At 70.0% G+C, this 21,028-nt stretch carries 18 protein-coding genes; 12 read left to right on the forward strand and 6 right to left on the reverse strand.

Going from position 1 to position 21,028, the window contains the following annotated elements:
- Positions 1–9: 9 nt before the first annotated feature.
- The 5 genes from ACZ5U5_RS18235 to ACZ5U5_RS18255 all read left to right on the forward strand — a co-directional run bounded on the left by ACZ5U5_RS18235 (position 10) and on the right by ACZ5U5_RS18255 (position 8,240).
- A complete protein-coding gene (locus ACZ5U5_RS18235) occupies positions 10–300 on the forward strand; it encodes a hypothetical protein (protein ID WP_469022571.1) in 291 nt (96 codons plus the stop codon).
- Positions 301–364: 64 nt separating this feature from the next.
- A complete protein-coding gene (gene eccD, locus ACZ5U5_RS18240; protein WP_469022574.1) occupies positions 365–1,696 on the forward strand; it encodes a type VII secretion integral membrane protein EccD in 1,332 nt (443 codons plus the stop codon).
- A 9-nt stretch (positions 1,697–1,705) separates the two neighbouring features.
- Positions 1,706–2,800 carry a type VII secretion protein gene (locus ACZ5U5_RS18245; RefSeq protein WP_469022575.1) on the forward strand — a complete coding sequence of 365 codons (1,095 nt, stop codon included), beginning with the start codon at positions 1,706–1,708 and terminating at the stop codon, positions 2,798–2,800.
- Positions 2,797–6,807, forward strand: a complete 4,011-nt coding sequence (gene eccCa, locus ACZ5U5_RS18250) for a type VII secretion protein EccCa (protein ID WP_469022578.1) — start codon at positions 2,797–2,799, stop codon at positions 6,805–6,807. Before ACZ5U5_RS18245 ends, eccCa begins: the two co-directional genes overlap by 4 nt.
- Positions 6,804–8,240, forward strand: a complete 1,437-nt coding sequence (locus ACZ5U5_RS18255; protein ID WP_469022580.1) for a DUF6177 family protein — start codon at positions 6,804–6,806, stop codon at positions 8,238–8,240. Before eccCa ends, ACZ5U5_RS18255 begins: the two co-directional genes overlap by 4 nt.
- Before the next feature lie 79 nt (positions 8,241–8,319).
- On the opposite strand, the gene ychF is transcribed toward ACZ5U5_RS18255, so the two are convergent.
- Complete coding sequence (ychF, locus tag ACZ5U5_RS18260; protein WP_469022583.1) at positions 8,320–9,408, reverse strand: redox-regulated ATPase YchF; 1,089 nt, start codon at positions 9,406–9,408, stop codon at positions 8,320–8,322.
- Positions 9,409–9,605: 197 nt separating this feature from the next.
- On the opposite strand from ychF, the gene ACZ5U5_RS18265 reads away from it, so the two are divergent.
- On the forward strand, positions 9,606–10,244 hold the full coding sequence (locus tag ACZ5U5_RS18265; RefSeq protein WP_469022586.1) for a DUF6542 domain-containing protein: 639 nt from the start codon (positions 9,606–9,608) through the stop codon (positions 10,242–10,244).
- Positions 10,245–10,282: 38 nt separating this feature from the next.
- Here ACZ5U5_RS18265 and ppgK read toward each other — a convergent pair whose 3' ends face one another.
- Positions 10,283–11,029: a polyphosphate--glucose phosphotransferase gene (ppgK, locus tag ACZ5U5_RS18270; protein WP_469022589.1), complete on the reverse strand. Its 747-nt coding sequence runs from the start codon at positions 11,027–11,029 to the stop codon at positions 10,283–10,285.
- Positions 11,030–11,064: 35 nt separating this feature from the next.
- A complete protein-coding gene (locus ACZ5U5_RS18275; protein WP_453448389.1) occupies positions 11,065–12,057 on the reverse strand; it encodes a 4-hydroxy-3-methylbut-2-enyl diphosphate reductase in 993 nt (330 codons plus the stop codon).
- A gap of 76 nt (positions 12,058–12,133) precedes the next feature.
- Here ACZ5U5_RS18275 and ACZ5U5_RS18280 point away from each other — a divergent pair, with 76 nt between their 5' ends.
- The 4 genes from ACZ5U5_RS18280 (at position 12,134) to ACZ5U5_RS18295 (ending at position 15,998) form a co-directional block, all read left to right on the forward strand.
- Positions 12,134–13,540, forward strand: a complete 1,407-nt coding sequence (locus ACZ5U5_RS18280) for an APC family permease (protein WP_469022593.1) — start codon at positions 12,134–12,136, stop codon at positions 13,538–13,540.
- 153 nt (positions 13,541–13,693) lie between these two features.
- Complete coding sequence (xseA, locus tag ACZ5U5_RS18285) at positions 13,694–14,935, forward strand: exodeoxyribonuclease VII large subunit (RefSeq protein ID WP_469022595.1); 1,242 nt, start codon at positions 13,694–13,696, stop codon at positions 14,933–14,935.
- A 56-nt stretch (positions 14,936–14,991) separates the two neighbouring features.
- On the forward strand, positions 14,992–15,255 hold the full coding sequence (locus tag ACZ5U5_RS18290) for an exodeoxyribonuclease VII small subunit (protein WP_469022597.1): 264 nt from the start codon (positions 14,992–14,994) through the stop codon (positions 15,253–15,255).
- A 152-nt stretch (positions 15,256–15,407) separates the two neighbouring features.
- On the forward strand, positions 15,408–15,998 hold the full coding sequence (locus ACZ5U5_RS18295) for a malonic semialdehyde reductase (protein WP_451206895.1): 591 nt from the start codon (positions 15,408–15,410) through the stop codon (positions 15,996–15,998).
- Positions 15,999–16,089: 91 nt separating this feature from the next.
- Here the strand turns inward: ACZ5U5_RS18295 and ACZ5U5_RS18300 are convergent, their stop codons facing one another.
- Positions 16,090–16,608, reverse strand: a complete 519-nt coding sequence (locus tag ACZ5U5_RS18300; protein WP_469022599.1) for a DUF4245 domain-containing protein — start codon at positions 16,606–16,608, stop codon at positions 16,090–16,092.
- 195 nt (positions 16,609–16,803) lie between these two features.
- Here ACZ5U5_RS18300 and glpX point away from each other — a divergent pair, with 195 nt between their 5' ends.
- Entirely contained in the window at positions 16,804–17,835 is a 1,032-nt protein-coding gene (glpX, locus tag ACZ5U5_RS18305; RefSeq protein WP_451206901.1) for a class II fructose-bisphosphatase, read from the forward strand.
- Between the two features lie 101 nt (positions 17,836–17,936).
- Here the strand turns inward: glpX and ACZ5U5_RS18310 are convergent, their stop codons facing one another.
- Complete coding sequence (locus tag ACZ5U5_RS18310) at positions 17,937–18,317, reverse strand: WhiB family transcriptional regulator (protein WP_469022602.1); 381 nt, start codon at positions 18,315–18,317, stop codon at positions 17,937–17,939.
- A gap of 127 nt (positions 18,318–18,444) precedes the next feature.
- Entirely contained in the window at positions 18,445–19,125 is a 681-nt protein-coding gene (locus tag ACZ5U5_RS18315) for a DUF1707 SHOCT-like domain-containing protein (RefSeq protein WP_469022605.1), read from the reverse strand.
- Positions 19,126–19,305: 180 nt separating this feature from the next.
- On the opposite strand from ACZ5U5_RS18315, the gene ACZ5U5_RS18320 reads away from it, so the two are divergent.
- On the forward strand, positions 19,306–21,015 hold the full coding sequence (locus ACZ5U5_RS18320) for a fumarate hydratase (RefSeq protein ID WP_469022607.1): 1,710 nt from the start codon (positions 19,306–19,308) through the stop codon (positions 21,013–21,015).
- Positions 21,016–21,028: the final 13 nt, after the last annotated feature.

Below are 21,028 nucleotides of genomic sequence, written 5' to 3' on the forward strand. Positions count from 1 at the left end.
GACAGCGTGATGGCAGCCCAGGACTACGACAGCCAGTTGCTGGAGTCGGTTTCGGTTCGGCGCCGGCGGCTGCGGGATGCCCTGTTGTTCGGGGGGCAGCGGCAGCGGCGTACCGTCGATGAGCGGTTGGGGAAGGTGTTTGCCGGGGTGGTGATCGCGGCGGTCCTGTGTGCCGGGTGCGTGGGGTGGTCGTTCATCTCGAACCGGCTCATCGGCAAGAGTCCTTACAGCTCCTCCGTGCCCTCTTCCACGCCGTCGGCCCCCGCCCCTTCGCCCTCCGTAACCCCTTCTTCTCGATGATAGGTTCGAACGCGTGATATCTGCGGGGCCGTTGAGCCGCACGAGCGGTACGAGTCGTACCGCCTTGAGCCGAGTCACCCTGATCGGTGAGCAGCGCCGCGTCGATCTCGTGCTTCCCTCGCAGGAGCCCATAGGGCTGCTGCTTCCCGAAGTCATGCGGCTGCTCGGTGATGGGGCGGGGACCCGGCCCATGCTGCGCCACCTCGTCACCGCCGACGGTTCCGCACTGGCTCACGACAGCACCCTGCTATCCGCCGGTGTCGCCGACGGCGCCGTACTGCGGCTGGTGCGCGTCGAGGATGCGCCGTCCGCGCCCGTGGTGCATGACGTCACCGATGAAGCCGCCGATGATCTGGATGTGCGGGCCTGGCGGTGGCGGCCCGCGGCTCGGCGGGTCGTCGCGAGTCTTGCCACTGTGTTCTGGGTGGTCGTGGCGGGGGTGCTGGCCGCCCGCGAGTTCGAACTGGCCGCGACGGGCCAGGCTTTGGCGGCTTCAGGCGCAGCCCTCGGCCTCGCCGGGATTCTCCTCGGGTGGCGCAAGCAGCCCGGCCTCGCCACCACGCTGATCGTGTCGGCGGGGGCGCTGGGGGCGCTCGGTTCGTGGACGTTGGGCGACGCGTATGCCTGGGGAGGCCCGGCGCTTCTGGCAGGCCTCGCCCTTGATGCCATCCTCGTGTTGCTGCTTTTGGGGTGGTTCTCGCCCTTGGGGCGGGGTGCCCTGATCGGCGCCGTAGCCGCACTGGCGTGTCTGGTTCTGTGGGAAGCCGCCTTCGCGCTGCAGGACGGTGCGCGGACCGGGGTCGAACAGGCTCGGGTGGGGGCGCTCCTCGCTGTCGTGTCCGTGGTCGTGCTCGGGGTGTTGCCGCGGCTGGCTCTGATGGCCTCCGGACTGTCGGGGCTCGACGACCGGCGTACCGGCGGGGCTTCCGTGAGCCGGTACCAGGTGGGAACGGCGCTGACCGCGACCCATCGTGGCCTGGCTCTGGCCACCCTCGTGTTGGCCGCATCTGCCGCCGCGGCCGGAGTCATGGTGTTGCGTGCGCCCACGGTGTGGACCGTCCTCGTGGCCGCTGTCACCGCCGTCGTCCTTGCTCTGCGGGCGCGCGCCTATCCGCTCACAGCCGAGGTAGTGGGGTTGTTCGTCGCCGCGGCCGTCGTCGTGGTGGCGCTGGTCGTGGTGTGGATGGAGCGGTCGGCCGCCGGAGGACCGCTTGCTCTGCTCGTCGTGCTGGCCCTGATTCCTCTGACGGTCCTTGCGGTGCAGCCCGCCGAGCATGTGCGGGTGCGGCTCCGCCGCGTCGGTGACCTGCTGGAGTCCGTCGGAGTCATTGCCCTGCTGCCGCTGGTCATCGGGGTGTTCGGTGTGTACGGGCGACTGCTCGACACCTTCGCGTAGGGGTGCGGCATGGCTCAGGAAAGTGACTGGCAGCGTGACGTGCTGAGGGAGTTGGATGCCGCTCCCCCGGAGTCCGCGACCGCGCCGCGCCCTGAATCCCCGAAGCAGCCGTCGCCCCCCTCGCCGGCGCCGCGCCCTTCGTCGGTCGCCCGGCCCGCCGAGCGCGACCCTCGCCTGCCCATGCCCACCCCCGAGTCCGTACCCACCGTCGATCCCCGCCTCGCCCGCGCTTTGGGCGGCCCCCAGCACGGAGACTCCGTCGTACGCCGCACCGGACGCTCGCTACGCAAGCTGACCGCGTCGGCCGGGCAGGAGGTCGCCGCTCAGACACGGCTCGCCCGCGAGGTGCAGCAGCCGGTCACCACCGGCCGCGTCATCGCGGTGACCTCCATTCGTGGCGGGGTCGGCAAGTCCACCGTCTCCGCGCTGCTCGCCCGGACGTTCAATCACTACCGGCACGACCCCGTCCTCGCCCTCGAAGCCGACGCCGCACTCGGCACCCTTCCCGTGCGCCTCGGTGCGGAGTCGGTGCGCTGGGCCTGCGCGGATCTGGCCCACATCCTCAGCCCGGCGATGCAACTCACCGACGTCACCGGCTATCTGGTGCCGGTGGCCGACGGCGGATGGCTGCTGCCTGCCGGCCAGGGGCGGGTCGGTGCCCCGCTCGACGTACGCACCTATCGCACCGTCACCCTCGCGCTGCGCCGCTACTTCGCGGTGTCTGTGGTCGACTGCGAGACGCTGCCGGGCGAGGTGGCGCGTACCGCGATGGACACCGCCCATGCCCGCGTCGTCGTCGCCCCGATGACCGCCGAAGGTGTCAACGGCACCCGCATGGTCCTCGACTGGCTGGCCCAGCTGCCGCACTCGGCCCTGGCCACCACCGTGGTCGCACTCTCCGCCAACTCCCCTGACACGACTCTCGACTTGAAGACGGCGGCCGCGCACCTGCGCGAGACAGGAGCGGCCGTGGTGCCCCTCCCCTACGACCGTCATCTGGCCCAAGGAGGCCCCATCCACACCGGCATGCTCAGCCAGAGCTCCCGCGACGCCGCCGTCCAACTGGCCGCCGAGGCGATGCAGCGGGCGGTGCGGGTGCGATGACCCAACAGCTCATACACCGCCCGGCCCGCTCCACGCGGCCACCGGCCGCTGTCCCGGAACGCACCATCGAGCCGCCCCCGAACCTCCCCGAGGGCAAGATGGGCAACGCGGCCACCGCACTGCTTCCGATGGCCGGCGTCATGGGCTCGGTCGTCATGATGACGGTCATCCGCAACAGCCAGTTCGCCGCCATCGGCGCGATCGTCCTCGTCTTCGCTCTCCTCGGCGCCGTCGCCCTGTTCCTGTCCCAGCGAGGCAAGGCCCAGCGCACGCGGCGTACGCAGCGCGAGCGGTATCTGGAGTACGTCGAGGAGCAGCGCGAGGAACTCGGCGCCACCGAGCGGGAGTTGCGGCGGCAGGCACGCATTCTCAATCCGCCTCCCGCGGCGCTGTACGACCTCGTGCGTGACCCGGCCCGGCTCTGGGAGCGGCGTCGCCTCGACGCGGACTTCCTGCGGGTGCGGCTCGGCACCGGTGACGTGCCCGTGCAGGGGCTGGCGATCGGCCAGAACCAAGGCAGCGGCGTACTCACCCCGCCCGACCCGTTCATGCTGAACGAAGCGCGTGCGCTGCAGCACCGCTTCACCACCGCCACCGACTTCCCGCTGACCGCGCCGCTGGACAGGGCGGGCAACGTCAGCATCATCGGCGACCGGGACGGCGTGCTGCGCGTGGCCCGCGCCCTGCTGATCCAGACCGCGGTGACGCACGCCCCCGACGACGTCGCCATCGCCCTTGGTGTGCCCGGCGAACGCCTGGAGGAGTGGGAGTGGGCCAAATGGATGCCCCACGTCCTCGACACCCAGCAGGACGACGGGCCGGTCGCCGCCCGACGCATTGCCCCGAGCCTCGATCAGCTCGCCCGGCAGTGCGCCCCCGATCTGAGGCGCCGCTCCGCCTACGCCGCCGAAGTCCGCCGCGGCCTCTCCGACCGCAACGCCCTGCGGATGAACGACCGGCTCCTGGTAGTCAGCGACTCCCACGGCAGCGCGGCCACCGAACTGCCCCGCCCCGACACGGCCGTCGATCTCACCGGGATGGGTGTGACCGTGCTCCACCTGCTCGAGCAGCAGGTTCACGAGCCCGACCAAGTAAGCGTACGAATCACTGTCGACGGCGATCAAGTGAGTGTCGAAGACCTGCGTGCCCCTGACGTGCTACCCGCACACGGGACCGCCGATGAGGTGAGCACCGCGGGCGCCGAGGGTCTGGCCCGCATGCTCGCCCCGCTGCGGCTCTCCGCCGAGTCCGCCGCCGAGGGCACCCCCATCTCCGGCCCCGTCGACTTCCCCACCCTGCTCGGCATCGACGACCCGGCCGCACTCGACCTGAAGCAGCTGTGGGCACCGCGCGGCGAGCGCGACTTCCTGCGCGTGCCCATCGGTCTCAACGATCGCCATGAACCCGTCCTGTTGGACCTCAAGGAGTCCTCCGAACTGGGCATGGGTCCGCACGGGCTGTGTGTCGGCGCCACCGGCTCCGGCAAGAGCGAACTCCTGCGCACCCTTGTCCTGGCCCTGGTCGCCAGCCACTCCCCCGAGGAACTGGCGCTGGTCCTGGTCGACTACAAGGGCGGTGCCACCTTCGCCCCGTTCACCGAACTCCCGCACGTCGCCGGTGTCATCACCAACCTGGAGAACCAGGCCGGGCTCGTCGAACGCGTCCACACCAGCCTGGCCGGCGAGGTCAAACGCCGCCAGCAGGTCCTCAAGGACGCCGGGAACGTCGCCGACATCGGGCACTACGCCGCCCTGCGCGCCAAACAGCCCGAGCTGGAAGCCCTGCCCCACCTGTTCGTCGTCATCGACGAGTTCGGTGAACTCCTCACCGCCAAGCCGGACTTCATCGACCTGTTCCTTTCCATCGGCCGCATCGGCCGCTCGATCGGCGTGCACCTGCTGCTCTCCAGCCAGCGCATCGAGTCCGGCAAGCTCAAGGGCCTGGAGACCTACCTCTCCTACCGGCTCGGCCTGCGTACCTTCTCCGCCGACGAGTCACGCACCGTCCTGGACACCGTGGACGCCTTCCAGCTGCCGCCGCTGCCGGGCTTCGGCTACCTCAAGGTCGACACCTCGACGTACGAACGCTTCAAGGCGGGCTATGTCTCCGGCGCCTATCGCGGCCCGGCCCTGCGCGAGCAGACGGACGCCGAGCCCCTCGCCTGGCCCTACCCCACCTTCAACACAGGCCAGAGCCCCAGCACCGGTAGTGCGCCGGAAGAACCCGCGATGCGCGAGCGGGAGACCGGCCCGACCGTCCTGACGGCCATGGTCGACCAGTTGCGCACCGCCGCCCCGCCCGTACGCCGTATCTGGCTGCCGCCGCTGCCCGACGCGATCTCGCTCGATGCCGCCGCTGGGCCGGTGCGGGCCTCCGAACGCGGCCTGCACCTCGCCAGTGCCGCGGGCCCCATGCAGATACCCCTGGGCATCCTGGACGACCCGGCCCAACAAGGCCAGAGGCCCTGGGTCCTGGACCTGACCGTCGCCGGCGGACACACCGCCGTCATCGGCGGCCCGCAGTCCGGCAAGACCACCCTGCTGCGCACCCTCGCACTCTCCCTGGCCCTGACCCACACCCCTGCGGACGCCGCCGTGTACGGCCTGGACCTGGTCGGCGGCGGGCTCTCCGCGCTCTCCGGTCTGCCGCACGTGGGCGGCATCGCGGGCCGCGCCGACCACGAACGCGCGGCCCGCACCGTCGCCGAGGTACGCGCCCAACTCGCCCTGCGCGAGGAACTCTTCCGCGAGCACGGCATCGACTCCGTCGACCAGCTGCGCCACCTGCGTGCACAGGGCCGGCTGACCGAGCTCGGCTCCACCGACATCGTGCTGCTCATCGACGGCTTCGGCGCACTGCGCGACGAGTTCTCCGAACTGGACGACACCGTTGCCGACCTCCTCAAACGCGGCAGTGGCTACGGCATCCACATCGTGGCGGGCATGCTGCGCTGGAACGACGTACGCATCGCCACCCAGTCCATGTTCGGCACCCGTATCGAACTACGCCTCAACGACCCTTCCGATTCCAGCGTCGACCGCAAGCTGTCCGAAACGTTGAGCCCCGACACCCCGGGCCGAGTCCTGACCGACGCCAAGCTCTTCGCGCAGACCGCGCTGCCCCGCATCGACGGCCAACCCTCCACCGGCGACCTCGGCCCGGCCCTGGAACGCGCCGCCCGCACCCTGCGCGCCAGCTGGCACGGTGAACTCGTCGCTCCTGTACGGGTGTTGCCCACCGCCCTCGCCGCCACCAAGCTGCCCACGCGCACTGCCGAACCCTCCCGCATCCCCCTCGGCATCGACCAGGACAACCTGGCCCCCGCGCTCCTGGACCTGACCGGGCAGGACCAGCACCTGCTGATCCTCGGCGACAACGAGTGCGGCAAGACCAACCTGCTCAAGCTCATCACCCAGCAGCTCATCGACCGCCACAGCGATACGGACCTGGTCTTCGGCGTCTTCGACCCCCGCCGCGGCCTGCGCGGCGTCATCCCCGAGCCCTACCGCGGCGGCTACGCCCACAACGCCAAACTCGCCCAGGCCCTCGCCACCGGCATCGCCGGCGAACTCGAAAAACGCCTGCCGGAAACCGCCGACCCGGACACGATCACCGACGGGCCCGCCTTCACCGGCCCCCGCATCGTCATCCTCGTCGACGACTACGACATCCTCACCACCGCAGGCCAACAGCCCCTCGCGCCCTTCCTGCCCTACATCTCCTCCGCCCAGGACATCGGCCTGCACTTCATCGTCACCCGCCGCGTCGCCGGCGCCTCCCGCGCCCTGTACGACCCCTTCCTCACCACCCTGCGCGAAACCGGCGCCACCGCCCTGCTCATGACCGGCGACCGCACCGAAGGCCAACTCTTCCCCGGCCTCTACGCCTCCACCCAACCCCCGGGCCGCGGCACCCTGGTCCGCCGGGGCCGCCGCCACCAGCTCATCCAAACCGCCCTCGCCGTACCCCGCGAGGCCGACGACACCGCGGAGAACAACCACCCGTGACCAAGGACGTCATCGCCCTCACGCCCAAGATGCCCGACATCAACACCCTGCTGGCCGGGCTCTTCGCGGGCGGCCCCAGCCTGGGCGTCGATTCCCTGGCCGACGGTGCAGTCGTCCAGCTCTGCGCACCGGGTGGCCGCCCCCTCGTCTCCGTCGAGGCTCCCCTGCTCATCCAGGTGCCCGGCGAGGCACAACGCCTCCTCGGAACCGAGGTGGCAGCCCCCGACGGGCCGTTCTGGTGGACCGAGGCGCGCGCGTCCACCGCCGTAGAGGAGGGCGAACGCCTCGCCGGATCGTTCGCCGGGCGCCTGGCCACCGTGCTCGGCGGCACGGTCTGGCCACCGGAAGCGGCACACACCGACGTCGTGCCGCTCACTCCGGAAACCGCCACCGCCACATCGGCGTCCGTGACGGCACCACCGGCGGTCGACGTCCTCACGGACAAGGCCGCGGTCGTCATCCAGGAACGTCCGGTCGTCGCGATGACCAGCTGGCTCGCCGACGCCCTGCGCACCGCCTCCGCATCCGACCGCGCCCTGCAGATCGTCACCCCGCCCCGCGCCTCCCTCACCCTGCCGACCCGCAACGCGCTGCACGGCGACCCCAACCGCTGGGTCGTGCAGGATCCCGGCTGCGGCTATTACGACGGCCTCTCCGGAGCCGAACTCCACTGGCGTGAGGGCCAGTTCACGCCGGTGCGGTCAGCGGACGGGAGCACGAGGATCGCGGAGGCATTCAAGCCCGACCCGGTCTCTCCTCCCGCCTCAGACGCCATGGGCGAAAGCCAACTGCTCCTCTCCCTCCACACCGCCCACCCCGCCGACGAAGACCTCCGCCTCGGCGGCGCCCTGGAGTCGGCCTGGCAGGCCCTCACCGGCGCCCCGCCCGCGGGATGGTCCACAGCCGAGCCCATCGCCCTGCCCTGGTCCCCGCGTCAGCTGACCGAACTGGCCCGCGCCCGCGCCCAGAAGAACGCCCCGACATGGCTGACGGTCGTCGGCGCCCCCGACCGCCCGGCCATCGCCACCACCCGCATCACCCACACCACGGCGGGTATCGAGGAACACACCGCGCTCGCCCTGGGCTACGCGCCCGACGAAGCCCCGCCCCTGGACGCCATCGCACCCCTGGCCGAGACCCTCGCCACCGAGCACGGCCTGACCTCCATGCTCGCCACGCTCCGCTCGGCCCGCAGAGACCTCACCGTCCCGCCCCACTTCGAAGCCCCGCCCGTCCCCATCTCCTTCACCCTGGGATCATCCGCGGTGGCCGAGGTCGGCCTCACCCACGCCCAGCACCCGCCCCAGGCCCCCCGCCCCAGCCGCCTCGGCTCCCCGGCACGCCCCGCACTCCACTACGTACTGGGCGACGGCACCGACCCGTCCTCCTGGACCACCCTGCAGCAGCTCACGCGGCACCTCGGGGCGGCATAGCCACAGCGGCCCACGCACCACCAGAAACGAGAAAAGGCCACGCCCCAGGGGACGTGACCCGATCTCACCGGCGCGACGGCTACACGTTGAAGCGGAACTCCACCACATCCCCGTCCTGCATCACATACTCCTTGCCCTCCATGCGGGCCTTGCCCTTGGCTCGGGCCTCTGCGACCGAGCCGACCTCTACCAGGTCCTCGAAGGAGATGACCTCGGCCTTGATGAAGCCCTTCTGGAAGTCCGTGTGGATCACGCCCGCGGCCTCGGGGGCCGTGGCTCCCTGGGGGATCGTCCAAGCTCGGGATTCCTTGGGGCCGGCCGTGAGGTACGTCTGGAGGCCGAGGGTGCGGAAGCCCACGTGGGCGAGGGTGGCCAGGCCGGGCTCTTCCTGGCCCACCGACTGGAGGAGTTCGAGGGCCTCGTCCTCGTCCAGCTCCACGAGCTCCGACTCCAGCTTCGCGTTGAGGAAGATCGCCTCCGCGGGGGCGACCAGGGCGCTCTGCTCGGCCTTGAACGCGTCGTCCGTCAGCTCGTCCTCGTCCACGTTGAACACGTAGAGGAAGGGCTTCGTCGTGAGGAGGTGGAGGTCGTGGAGGAGCTCCTCCTTGCCCGAGCCCTGGACGATGCCCTGGGAGAAGAGCGTGTCGCCCTTCTCCAGGATCGCCTGGGCCTCCTCGACCGCCTTCACCTTCGGGGCGACGTCCTTCTTGATGCGCGATTCCTTCTGGAGGCGCGGGAGGACCTTCTCGATGGTCTGGAGGTCGGCGAGGATCAGCTCGGTGTTGATCGTCTCGATGTCGTCCTTGGGCGAGACCTTGCCGTCCACGTGCACGACGTTCTCGTCCTTGAAGGCGCGGATGACCTGGCAGATCGCGTCCGACTCGCGAATGTTCGCGAGGAACTTGTTGCCCAGGCCCTCGCCCTCGCTCGCGCCGCGCACGATGCCCGCGATGTCGACGAAGTCGACCGTCGCCGGGAGGACCTTCTGGGAGCTAAAGATTTCCGCCAATTTTGTGAGGCGGGGGTCCGGGACGCCTACCACGCCGACATTCGGCTCGATCGTCGCGAACGGGTAGTTGGCCGCAAGGACGTCGTTCTTGGTCAGGGCGTTGAAAAGGGTCGACTTGCCGACATTGGGCAGGCCGACGATTCCGATCGTGAGCGACACGTTGCGACTTCCCGTACGTGGAGGCTGTGGGTGGACGGCCCGGAGGGCCGGAGCGACCGTAGGGCGATCCCCCAGTCTACGGCGTGCGGGCCCAGCCCTCGTCGGCGTACCGGACTTGTATCGAACGCTTGGCCAAGGTCAGCCAAAGGGCGTGTCCCGTGCAGGATTATCGGTATGGCGCGACCTAGGTTGGTCCGGTGGAGCAACACAGGACGCGTCCCCCTCAGCCTCCGGCCCGGCCACGACGCACCGCGCCCCTGCCCCCGCAGGGCAGATCCGCCGACGCGGCGGCGGTCTACCGCGCCGCGCCGCGGCCCCGCCGTCCCGTCCCGCCCGTCGTACGCAAACTGCGCGCACTGCCGCTCTACCGCAGACTGCGCGCGATGCCGAACCCACGTCTCACCGGGCTCGGCAGCGGCCTCTTCTGTGCCGCGACGATGTTCCTGCTCGCCTGTCTGCTGTGGCTGCTCTTCGGCAGTTCCGTGGTCGCGTACGGCGTGCTCTTCCTGCCCGTGAGCGCGCTGACCGCGTACTGGGTGCGGCCCGCCGACGTGGTCACCGCGCCGATCATCGCGCCGATCGCCTTCGCCGTCGGGCTCGTACCCCTCTCGGGCGGCAACGGCGGCGGCTTCAGCGGTCACTTCATGGGACTCGTCACGTCGCTCGCGCTGCACGCCGGCTGGCTGTACGCCGGGACGCTCGTCGCCGCTCTCGTCGCGGTCGTGCGCCGCGTCAAGCTCATGGGGCAGCGGCGCCGGGCACGCGCCGTCCCCTCCCCCTCCCCCACCGCCGGGGTCCGGCCGCAGGGAGCGAAGAGGCGCATGCCCACCGCGTAGGCCTGCCCGCGTAGGCATGCGCCACGGCCAGTACGTTGCTAGTCCTTTTCCGCCGCCGCCATCGCCGCTCCCACGATCCCCGCGTTGTTCTGCAGCTCCGCGGGGACGATCTCCGCCCTGATGCCCTTGATCAACGGCAGGAACTTGTGTGACTTGCGGCTCACCCCGCCGCCGATGATGAAGAGCTCGGGCGAGAACAGCATCTCCACGTGCGCCAGATACTTCTGCACGCGGTGCGCCCAGTGCTCCCAGCTGAGGTCCTCGTCCTCCTTGGCCTTGGACGACGCCTTCTTCTCCGCGTCGTGTCCGTGCAGCTCAAGATGGCCGAGCTCCGTGTTCGCGACGAGGCGGCCGCCGGTGAAGAGGGCGCTGCCGATGCCCGTGCCGAGGGTGAGCAGGAGGACCGTGCCCGTACGGCCGCGTCCCGCCCCGAAGTGCATCTCGGCCACGCCCGCCGCGTCCGCGTCGTTCAGGACGGTGACCGGCGCGGTGGAGCCGAGCCGGTCCGCGATCAGGCTCTCGATGTCCGTGCCGATCCAGCTCTTGTCGACGTTGGCCGCCGTGCGCGCGGTGCCGTCCGTGATCACGCCGGGGAACGTGGCGCCGATCGGGCCCGTCCAGCCGAAGTGCTCGACGACCTCACGCACCTTGTCGGCCACGCCGTCGGGCGTGGCCGGTTGCGGGGTCAGCACTTTGTGCCGCTCTTTTGCCAGGTCTCCACGGTCCAGGTCCACGGGCGCGCCCTTGATCCCTGATCCGCCGATGTCCACACCGAAGATCTGCATGAGACCCACCGTACGACCCGGGCCTGGCCTTCGCGTTACTTCTGGGACAGCTCCGCGGCCTCGGCGCGCAGGTCGCGGCGGAGTTCCTTCGGCAGCGAGAAGGTGATCGACTCGTCGGCCGTCTTCACCGTCTCCACGTCTCCGTACCCCCGCTCGGCCAGCCACTCGATGACGCCGTCCACCAGGATGTCGGGGACGGAGGCTCCCGAGGTGAGGCCGACCGTGGTCACGCCCTCCAGCCAGGCCTCGTCGATCTCGTCGGCGTTGTCGACGAGGTGCGACGCGGCCGCGCCCGCGTCCAGGGCGACCTCGACCATGCGGATCGAGTTCGAGGAGTTCTTGGAGCCGACCACGATGACCAGCTCGGCGTCCTCCGCCAGCTTCTTCACCGCGACCTGGCGGTTCTGCGTGGCGTAGCAGATGTCGTCGCTGGGCGGCGAGATCAGGCCCGGGAACTTGGTCTTGAGGGCGTCGACCGTCTCCATGGTCTCGTCGACCGAAAGCGTGGTCTGGGAGAGCCAGACGACCTTGTCCGGGTCACGGACCTCGACGTTCGCGACGTCGTCAGGGCCATCGACCAGCGTGATGTGGTCGGGGGCCTCACCGGAGGTGCCGATGACCTCCTCGTGGCCCTCGTGGCCGATCAGGAGGATGTCGAAGTCGTCCTTGGCGAACCGGACGGCTTCCTTGTGGACCTTCGTGACCAGGGGGCACGTCGCGTCGATCGTCGCCAGTTTCCGCTCTGCGGCCTCCGCGTGGACCGTCGGCGCCACGCCGTGCGCCGAGAACATGACGATGGAGCCCTCGGGGACCTCCGCCGTCTGGTCGACGAAGATGGCCCCCTTCTTCTCCAGGGTCTGCACCACGTACTTGTTGTGAACGATCTCGTGGCGGACATAGATCGGAGACCCGTACTGCTCAAGGGCCTTCTCGACGGCGATCACGGCACGGTCCACACCCGCGCAGTAGCCGCGGGGGGCGGCGAGCAGGACTCGGCGGGCAGGAGTCGAAGCAGTCATACCCCCCATCGTAAGGCCGAGCCCAGCGCGTCAAAGATCGGCTTCTTGGGGAGACTGGGGGCCTGCGTTCACTTACGGAGGCCCGATGTCCGGTAACCAGTCCGGTAACCCCGGCGACTCAGACACGACGGGCGGCGCCCACACCGCCGCCGCTGCCGAGGGCGACGGCCTGCGGCGCAGTCTCGGCTTCCGTGATCTCGTCGTCTACGGGTTGCTGTTCATCGCCCCGATGGCGCCGGTCGGAGTCTTCGGGACGCTGGACGCCAAGTCGCACGGCGCCGTGGCGCTCGTCTACATCATCGCCACGATCGCGATGGCGTTCACCGCGTTCAGCTACGCCCAGATGGTGAAGGTGGTCCCCCAGGCGGGTTCCGTCTTCGCCTACGCGCGCGTGGGGCTCGGCAACGGTCCCGGGTTCATCGCCGGGTGGATGGCGATGCTCGACTATCTCCTCATCCCGGCCGTCGCCTATCTCTTCTCCGGGATCGCGATGGAGGCGCTCGTGCCCTCCGTCTCCCGGTGGGTATGGACGGCGATCGCGGTCCTGGTGACGACCGCGCTGAACCTGTGGGGCGTACGGGCGGCCGCGCGGGTCGGGTTCCTCGTCCTCGCCATGGAGATCGTGGTCCTCCTTGTCTTCGTGGTGTCGGCGATCGTCGTCCTTGCGCAGGACGGGGCGCAGCGGGACTGGCTCTCGCCGCTGAGCGGTGACGGCTCGCAGGGGGCATTCGCGCTGGGTGCCGTGGTGGGCGCGGTGTCGGTGGCGGTGCTCTCGTATCTGGGCTTCGACGCGATCGCCTCGTTCGCGGAGGAGGTGACGGGGGGCTCGGCGAAGGTGGCGCGGGCGGTGCTGGTGTGTCTGGCGGTCGCCGGTGTGCTCTTCGTCGCCCAGACGTATCTGGTGGCGCTCCTCGAGCCGATGTCGTCGGCGCAGCTGGCCGCCGAGCCGGCCAAGCAGGGGTCTGCTTTCTACGACGCCGTCGACTCCGGGGTCGGGGACTGGCTGCACGATCTGGTGGCCGTCAGCAAGGCGATCGGCGCGGCGTTCGCGGCGCTGGCCGGGCAGGCGGCCGCGGGGCGGCTGCTGTACGCCATGGCGCGGGACCGGCGGCTGCCGGGCGCGCTGTCCAAGACCGACTCGGGGACGCCTCGGCTCGCGCTGCTGTGTGCGGCTGTCGTGACGCTGGTGGCCGCGGTGTGGGCGGCTCGGCGGGACGACGGGATGGATCACCTGGTGTCGGTGGTGAATGTCGGGGCGTTGACGGCGTTCGTGCTGCTGCACGCGAGCGTGGTGGGGTGGTTCGCCGTCCGCCGTCGCGGGGGTCCCGTGAGCTGGTGGCGGCATCTGCTCGTCCCCGTGCTGGGGGCGGCCATCACCATCGCGGTGATCGTGGAGGCCTCGGGGTCCGCGCAGGTGGTGGGCGCGGTTTGGTTCGTCGCGGGGCTTGCGGTGCTCTTTGGCCAGCGGGCTCGTCGGGGGGAAGAGCCCTAAGCCGCCGCTTCGCGGCGGATGTTTCCCCCCCGCCCACCCGAAACTCCGGGTCCAGTCCTCGACGTAGGAACAACGATGGGCGGAGAAGCACGGCCGCCGCCTCTCGCCGCAACGGAAACCCGTCCTGTCAGACCCTGCCGATACGCTCGGGGCATGGCCTTGAATACGTCCGCTGATGCTCCGCTGCCCGTCGGTGAGGTGTCGCGGCTCATCGGTGGGTGGATCGATCGGCTCGGTGCCGTGTGGGTCGAGGGGCAGATCACCCAGCTGTCCCGCAGGCCCGGCGCCGGCGTCGTATTCATGACGTTGCGCGACCCCTCGCACGACATCTCCGTCAGCGTCACCTGTTACCGGCAGGTGTTCGACGCCGTCGCCGACGTCGTCTCCGAGGGCGCCCGAGTCGTGGTCCACGCCAAGCCCGAGTGGTACGCGCCCCGGGGGCAGCTGTCCCTGCGAGCCGTCGAGATAAAGCCCGTCGGTGTGGGCGAACTGCTCGCGCGGATCGAGTTGTTGAAGAAAAGCCTTGCCGGGGAAGGGCTTTTCGCCGCAGACCGGAAGAAGGCGCTGCCCTTCCTGCCCCAGCTCATCGGCCTCGTCACCGGCCGCGCATCCGCCGCCGAGCGGGACGTGCTCGAAAACGCCCGGCACCGCTGGCCCGCCGTCCGCTTCGAGGTGCGCAACGTCCCCGTCCAAGGCGTGCACGCCGTGCCTCAGGTCGTCCAGGCCGTGAAGGACCTCGACGCGCTCGACGCCGTGGACGTGATCATCGTTGCGCGCGGCGGCGGCAGCGTCGAAGACCTGCTGCCGTTCTCGGACGAGCAGCTCGTACGCGCCGTCGCCTCCTGCCGTACGCCCGTCGTCTCCGCGATCGGCCACGAGCCGGACAACCCCCTGCTCGATTACGTGGCCGACCTGCGCGCCTCCACCCCGACCGACGCCGCCAAGAAGGTCGTGCCGGACGTCGGCGAGGAGTACGAGCGGGTGCGGTGGCTGCGGGACCGGGCCCGGCGCTGCATGGACGCCTTCCTCGACCGCGAGGACCGCGGCCTCGCGCACGCCCTCGCCCGGCCCTCCATGGAGAATCCGCACCGCATGATCGAGGAGCGCGAGGAGCAGGTCTCGGCCCTCGTGGACCGCAGCCGCCGCACGCTCGGGCATCTCCTCGACCGCGCCGAGTCGGAGCTGACGCACACCCACGCGCGCGTGGTGGGCCTCTCCCCCGCCGCGACGCTCCAGCGGGGGTACGCGGTGCTGCAGAAGGCGGACGGCGCGGTGGTGCGGGCCGCGGAAGAGGTGACCCCCGGCGAGGAGCTGCGGGCACGGGTCGCCGAGGGCGCCTTCACCGTACGAGCCATGGAAGCCAAAGCGGCCGAAGCAGCCGAAGCAGCCAAGTAAGACGCAGCACGCGCGAGCCGCACAAGCCGTACGAACCGACATTTAGGGTGGGGCACATGACCAGCAAGACGGACGAGGCCACGAGCCCGGCGGACGCACTCGGCTACGAGCAGGCGCGGGACGAGCTCATCGAGGTCGTACGCCGCCTCGAGACCGGCGGCACCACCCTGGAGGAGTCACTCGCCCTGTGGGAGCGCGGCGAGGAACTGGCCAAGGTGTGCCGCCGCTGGCTCGACGGCGCCCGCGCCCGCCTGGACGCGGCCCTTGCCGGTGGCGACGAGGACGCGGACGACGGCGACGAGGTCGCCGAAAGCGCCTGAGACGGAGGAACCCACCCCCACGCCCCCTCGCCACGCCCCGCCCCACGCTGTGAAGCGGATCACCAAGCCCCGCTTTTGGTTGAACATTAAACCGCAACGCCGTACCGTCGGTGACGCAAGCTGATCCACGCACGCACCGAGAAGGTTGATCCATGTCTCTCGTCCTTGACCCCGCCGCACAGGACCTGCTCTTCCGCGAGGCCCGCACCGCGAACTCCTTCACCGATGAGCCGGTCACCGACGAGCAGGTGCAGGCGATCTACGACCTGGTCAAGTTCGGCCCGACCGCCTTCAACCTGTCGTCGCTGCGCATCACGCTGGTCCGCTCCCCCGAAGCCCGCGAGCGCCTGGTCCAGCACATGGCCGAGGGCAACCAGCCGAAGACCGCGGGCGCCCCGCTCGTCGCGATCCTCTCCGCGGACAACGAGTTCCACGAGGAGCTGCCGGCGCTGTTCCCGCACTTCCCGCAGGCCAAGGACGTGTTCTTCTCGGAGCGTCCGGCCCGCGAAGGCGCCGCGCACCTCAACGCCGCGCTGCAGGCCGCCTACTTCATCATCGGCGTGCGCGCCGCCGGTCTGGCCGCGGGCCCGATGACCGGCTTCGACGCCGCCGGCGTCCAGAAGGAGTTCCTGGACGGCGACCACACCCCGCTGATGGTCGTCAACATCGGCAAGCCCGCCGAGAACGCCTGGTTCCCGCGCTCCCCGCGCCTCGAGCTCGACCAGGTCATCCAGACCGTCTGACCGAACTGACCGGGCTTACCGGACTGACCGAGTAGAGGGCCCCGGCGACAGTCGCCGGGGCCCTCTACTCGTACCACCCAACAACCACCACTCAGGTCGTCTTCAGCGCCTGCGCCATCTCCGTCAGCTGCCCGAACGACGCCGTGCCCGCGACCACCGTCGTCGCGCCCTTGTCCTCGCGCACCAGGGCGTCGTACGTCTGCCCCTTGTAGCGGTGCCACGTCTGACCGTCGATCTTCTCGGTGGCCTTCGTCCGCACCGCCCGCTGCGTGGCCTCCTCGATGAATTTGACCGGCTTGGCCGTGGACTGCTTGACCGCGACGTACTCACCGGACGGGTCGAGGAAACCCAGGTGCCAGCTGTCGCCCTTGGAGCCGTCGAACCGCACCGACGTCGGCTTCCACGCCTTGGCCAGGCCCTCTGGGGCGGCCACCGGGTATGCCGCGGCCCGTCGCGCGGTCAGCAGCTCGATGCTGTAGTCGACGCGCTTTACGGGGGTCTTGGAGTCGTCGTGCGGGATGAAGACGTAGATCACGCCGGCGACGAGGGCGATCACCGCCATCGACCACAGCATGTTCCGTACGGTCTGCTTGCCTTGTCTGCCTGCCACGCCCCCATGTTCTCAGGCCACGAGCACAGCTCTTCCCCCGGTCTTCCCTTGACCACCCCCGGCGCCACCCCGGCGCCACCCCCGGCGCCCGATCCGCTCATGCGTGGGGCCCTCTGCTCATTTTGTCGGCCTACGGATAGAGTCGTGCCACACCCTCATCCGGCCGTCGTCGTATCAGCAGAAAGGTGCGCTCCGATGACCGAGCATCATCTCCCCTCCGAGCTCGAAGTCTCTCCCGAGGCTCCCGACCGCAACCTCGCCCTGGAGCTCGTCCGGGTCACCGAGGCCGCCGCCATGGCCGCGGGCCGCTGGGTCGGCCGCGGCGACAAGATCGGCGCCGACGGCGCCGCCGTCAGGGCCATGCGGACCCTCGTCTCCACCGTCTCGATGAACGGCATCGTCGTCATCGGTGAGGGCGAGAAGGACGAGGCCCCGATGCTCTTCAACGGGGAGCGCATCGGCGACTCCACCGGCGCCGAGGTCGACATCGCCGTCGACCCGATCGACGGCACGACCCTGTGCGCGAAGGGGATGCCGAACGCCATCGCCGTGCTCGCCGCCGCCGACCGCGGTGCCATGTTCGACCCGTCCGCGGTCTTCTACATGGACAAGCTGGTCACGGGCCCGGAGGCCGCCGACTACGTCGACATCAACGCCCCGGCGTCCGTCAACATCCGCCGCGTCGCCAAGGCCAAGGGCCGCTCGCCCGAGGACGTCACGGTGATGATCCTGGACCGCCCCCGTCACGAGGGCATCGTCAAGGAGATCCGCGAGACCGGCGCGCGCATCAAGTTCATCTCGGACGGCGACGTTGCCGGTTCGATCATGGCGGTGCGCGAGGGCACCGGCGTCGACATGCTCATGGGCATCGGCGGCACCCCCGAAGGCATCATCTCGGCCTGCGCGATCAAGTGCCTCGGCGGCACGATCCAGGGCAAGCTGTGGCCGAAGGACGACGCGGAGCGCCAGCGCGCGCTCGACGCGGGCCACGACCTGGACCGCACGCTCTCGACGACCGACCTGGTCCGCGGGGACAACGTCTTCTTCGTCGCGACCGGCATCACGGACGGCGAACTGCTCCAGGGCGTGCGCTACGCCGCGGAGACGGCCTCGACCTCGTCCCTGGTCATGCGCTCCAAGTCGGGCACGATCCGCAAGATCGACTCCGACCATCGGCTGGCGAAGCTGCGCGCCTACAGCGCCATCGACTTCGACCGCGCCAAGTAGGCTCAGGAGCGCGCGAGTTGCGCACACCGGAGGGGGCGCCCCGTGCGGGGGACGCCCCCTTCGGCGTACGCGACAACCGGCCGAAGGACCGGCCGAAAGAACTAGCCGGCCGCGGCTATCGGTCCGGCGGACGTGTGCGCGGCCTTCTTGAGCTCCACCTCGCGCCGGCGCCGCCTGGCGAGCACCACGCGGCGCTCTGCGGCCGTGAGGCCGCCCCAGACGCCGTACGGCTCGGGCTGGAGCAGGGCGTGCTCCCGGCATTCGACCATCACGGGACAGCCTCCGCAGACGCGCTTCGCGGCTTCTTCCCGGGACAGGCGTGAGGCGGTCGGTTCCTTCGACGGGGCGAAGAACAGCCCGGCCTCGTCTCGTCGGCACACCGCCTCGGTATGCCATGGGGCGTCTTGGTTGCGATCTCGCACTGGTCCACGCTGGGCCGGAACGGCGGCGACCTGCAGGGACTGATGCGACGGCTGCAGCACGGGTCTACTCCTGACGACGGCTTCGCGAGCGAGAGACGATGCAGCAAGCTCTACCCGCTGTGCACACGCCTATGCACTGAGTTCCGATGAACGGAATATCGCGCCGTCAGTGGCCCGGATGCGCTCCTCAGTGGCCGAGATGCTTGCGCAAGTGCTTGTGCAGGTCCCGGATGACCTTGCCCCGCTTCGCCTTCGCCTCGATGTTGCCCAGGACCGCGAAACCGTCGACGAAGACGACCGGCGCGTCCCGCTCGGCCGAATCGAGTGTGTCCACCTCGAAGTTGCCGAGCACGCCAGTGCCGTTGCCCCGCAACGAGATGTTCTCCGGGACGCGGATCTCGACGTTCCCGAAGATGGAGACCGCCTTGATCACGACCTGCCGCTGCTCGAAGATCGCCTCGCTGAGGTCGATCTCCACGTTGCCGAAGATCGCGTACGCGTGCGTGCGGCGGCTCACGCGCCAGCGGCCCTTGCGGACGGAGCTGCTGAAGACCGCGACCAGGTTCTCGTCGGCGACCGGGGGCACCACGCCGTCCGACGGCCGGGAGGGGACGGGCTCGGGCATCACCGTGGGGTGGGCCGCGCCGCTCGCCGCGGGCAAGTCGCTGACCAGCGGCTCCAGTTCACCCATGGTCTTGGCGCGATAGACCCCGTCGATCCGCTCGCCGTGTTCCTCGGCGGTCAGCCGCCCCTCGGCGAGCGCCTCGCGCAGGATGTCCGCCGTGCGGTCCCGGTCGGCGTCCGACGCGCGCAGGCCTGCCGGCCGCGGTTCCGGGTGGGTCTGCTGAGGGCGCTTTTCTAGGTCCACACCACTCAGCCTACCCAAACGCGATAGATCGCGACTACCCCTGTGGACAACCTCGGACAACCCATGAGGGCAACCGCGAGCGCTACTGAGCCTTACCTCACAAGCCCGGCCGTCCCGTCGCGTTCTACGCTGGTTGGCGCGTCGCCAATGGAGGCCGCGCCGCTGTCTGCCGAGTGAGGAATGGCCGTAATGCCAGAGTTCGAGTACTCCGATCTGCTCCCCCTGGGAGAGGACACCACCCCGTACCGGCTGGTGACCTCCGAGGGTGTCTCCACGTTCGAGGCCGACGGGCGGACGTTCCTCAAGGTCGATCCCGAGGCGCTGCGCACGCTCGCCGCCGAGGCGATCCACGACATCCAGCACTACCTGCGGCCCGCGCACCTGGCCCAGCTGCGGCGCATCGTCGACGACCCGGAGGCGTCGGGCAACGACAAGTTCGTGGCGCTCGACCTGCTGAAGAACGCGAACATCGCGGCGGCCGGCGTGCTCCCCATGTGCCAGGACACCGGCACGGCCATCGTCATGGGCAAGCGCGGCCAGAACGTCCTCACCGAAGGTGAGGACGAGAAGGCGCTCTCGCACGGCATCTACGACGCGTACACGAAGCTGAACCTGCGCTACTCGCAGATGGCTCCCCTGAACATGTGGGAGGAGAAGAACACCGGCTCCAACCTCCCGGCCCAGATCGAGCTGTACGCGACCGACGGCGGCGCCTACAAGTTCCTCTTCATGGCCAAGGGCGGCGGCTCGGCCAACAAGTCGTTCCTCTACCAGGAGACGAAGGCGGTCCTGAACGAGACCTCCATGATGAAGTTCCTGGAGGAGAAGATCCGCTCGCTCGGTACGGCGGCCTGCCCGCCGTACCACCTGGCGATCGTCGTCGGCGGCACCAGCGCCGAGTTCGCCCTGAAGACCGCGAAGTACGCCTCCGCTCACTACCTGGACGAGCTGCCCGCCGAGGGCTCCCCCACGGGCCACGGCTTCCGGGACAAGGAGCTGGAGGAGAAGGTCTTCGAGCTGACGCAGAAGATCGGCATCGGCGCGCAGTTCGGCGGCAAGTACTTCTGCCACGACGTGCGCGTGGTGCGCCTGCCCCGGCACGGCGCCTCGCTGCCCGTCGCCATCGCCGTCTCCTGCTCGGCCGACCGCCAGGCGACCGCGAAGATCACCCCCGAGGGCGTCTTCCTTGAGCAGCTGGAGACGGACCCGGCGCGCTTCCTGCCGGACACGACCGACGAGCACCTCGGCGAGGACGCCGAGTCCGCCGCCCGCGGCGGAGCCGCTGATGTACGCAGTGTGAAGATCGACCTCAACCAGCCCATGGACGCGATCCTCGCCGAGCTCACCAAGCACCCGGTGAAGACCCGCCTCTCGCTGACCGGCCCCCTCGTCGTGGCCCGCGACATCGCGCACGCCAAGATCAAGGAGCGGCTCGACGCGGGCGAGGAGATGCCGCAGTACCTGAAGGACCACCCGGTCTACTACGCGGGCCCCGCCAAGACCCCCGAGGGCTACGCCTCCGGCTCCTTCGGCCCGACGACGGCGGGCAGGATGGACTCCTACGTGGAGCAGTTCCAGGCGGCGGGCGGTTCCAAGGTCATGCTCGCCAAGGGCAACCGCTCGAAACAGGTCACCGACGCCTGTGACGCGCACGGCGGCTTCTACTTGGGCTCGATCGGCGGCCCCGCCGCGCGCCTCGCCCAGGACTGCATCAAGAAGGTCGAGGTCGTCGAGTACGAGGAGCTCGGCATGGAGGCGGTGTGGAAGATCGAGGTGGAGGACTTCCCGGCCTTCATCGTGGTCGACGACAAGGGCAACGACTTCTTCCAGAACCCGGCCCCGGAGCCGACGTTCACGTCCATCCCGGTGCGGGGTCCGGGCCTGGCGTGATCCTTTGAGGGGC

Source organism: Streptomyces sp. NPDC033177, assembly GCF_055577715.1.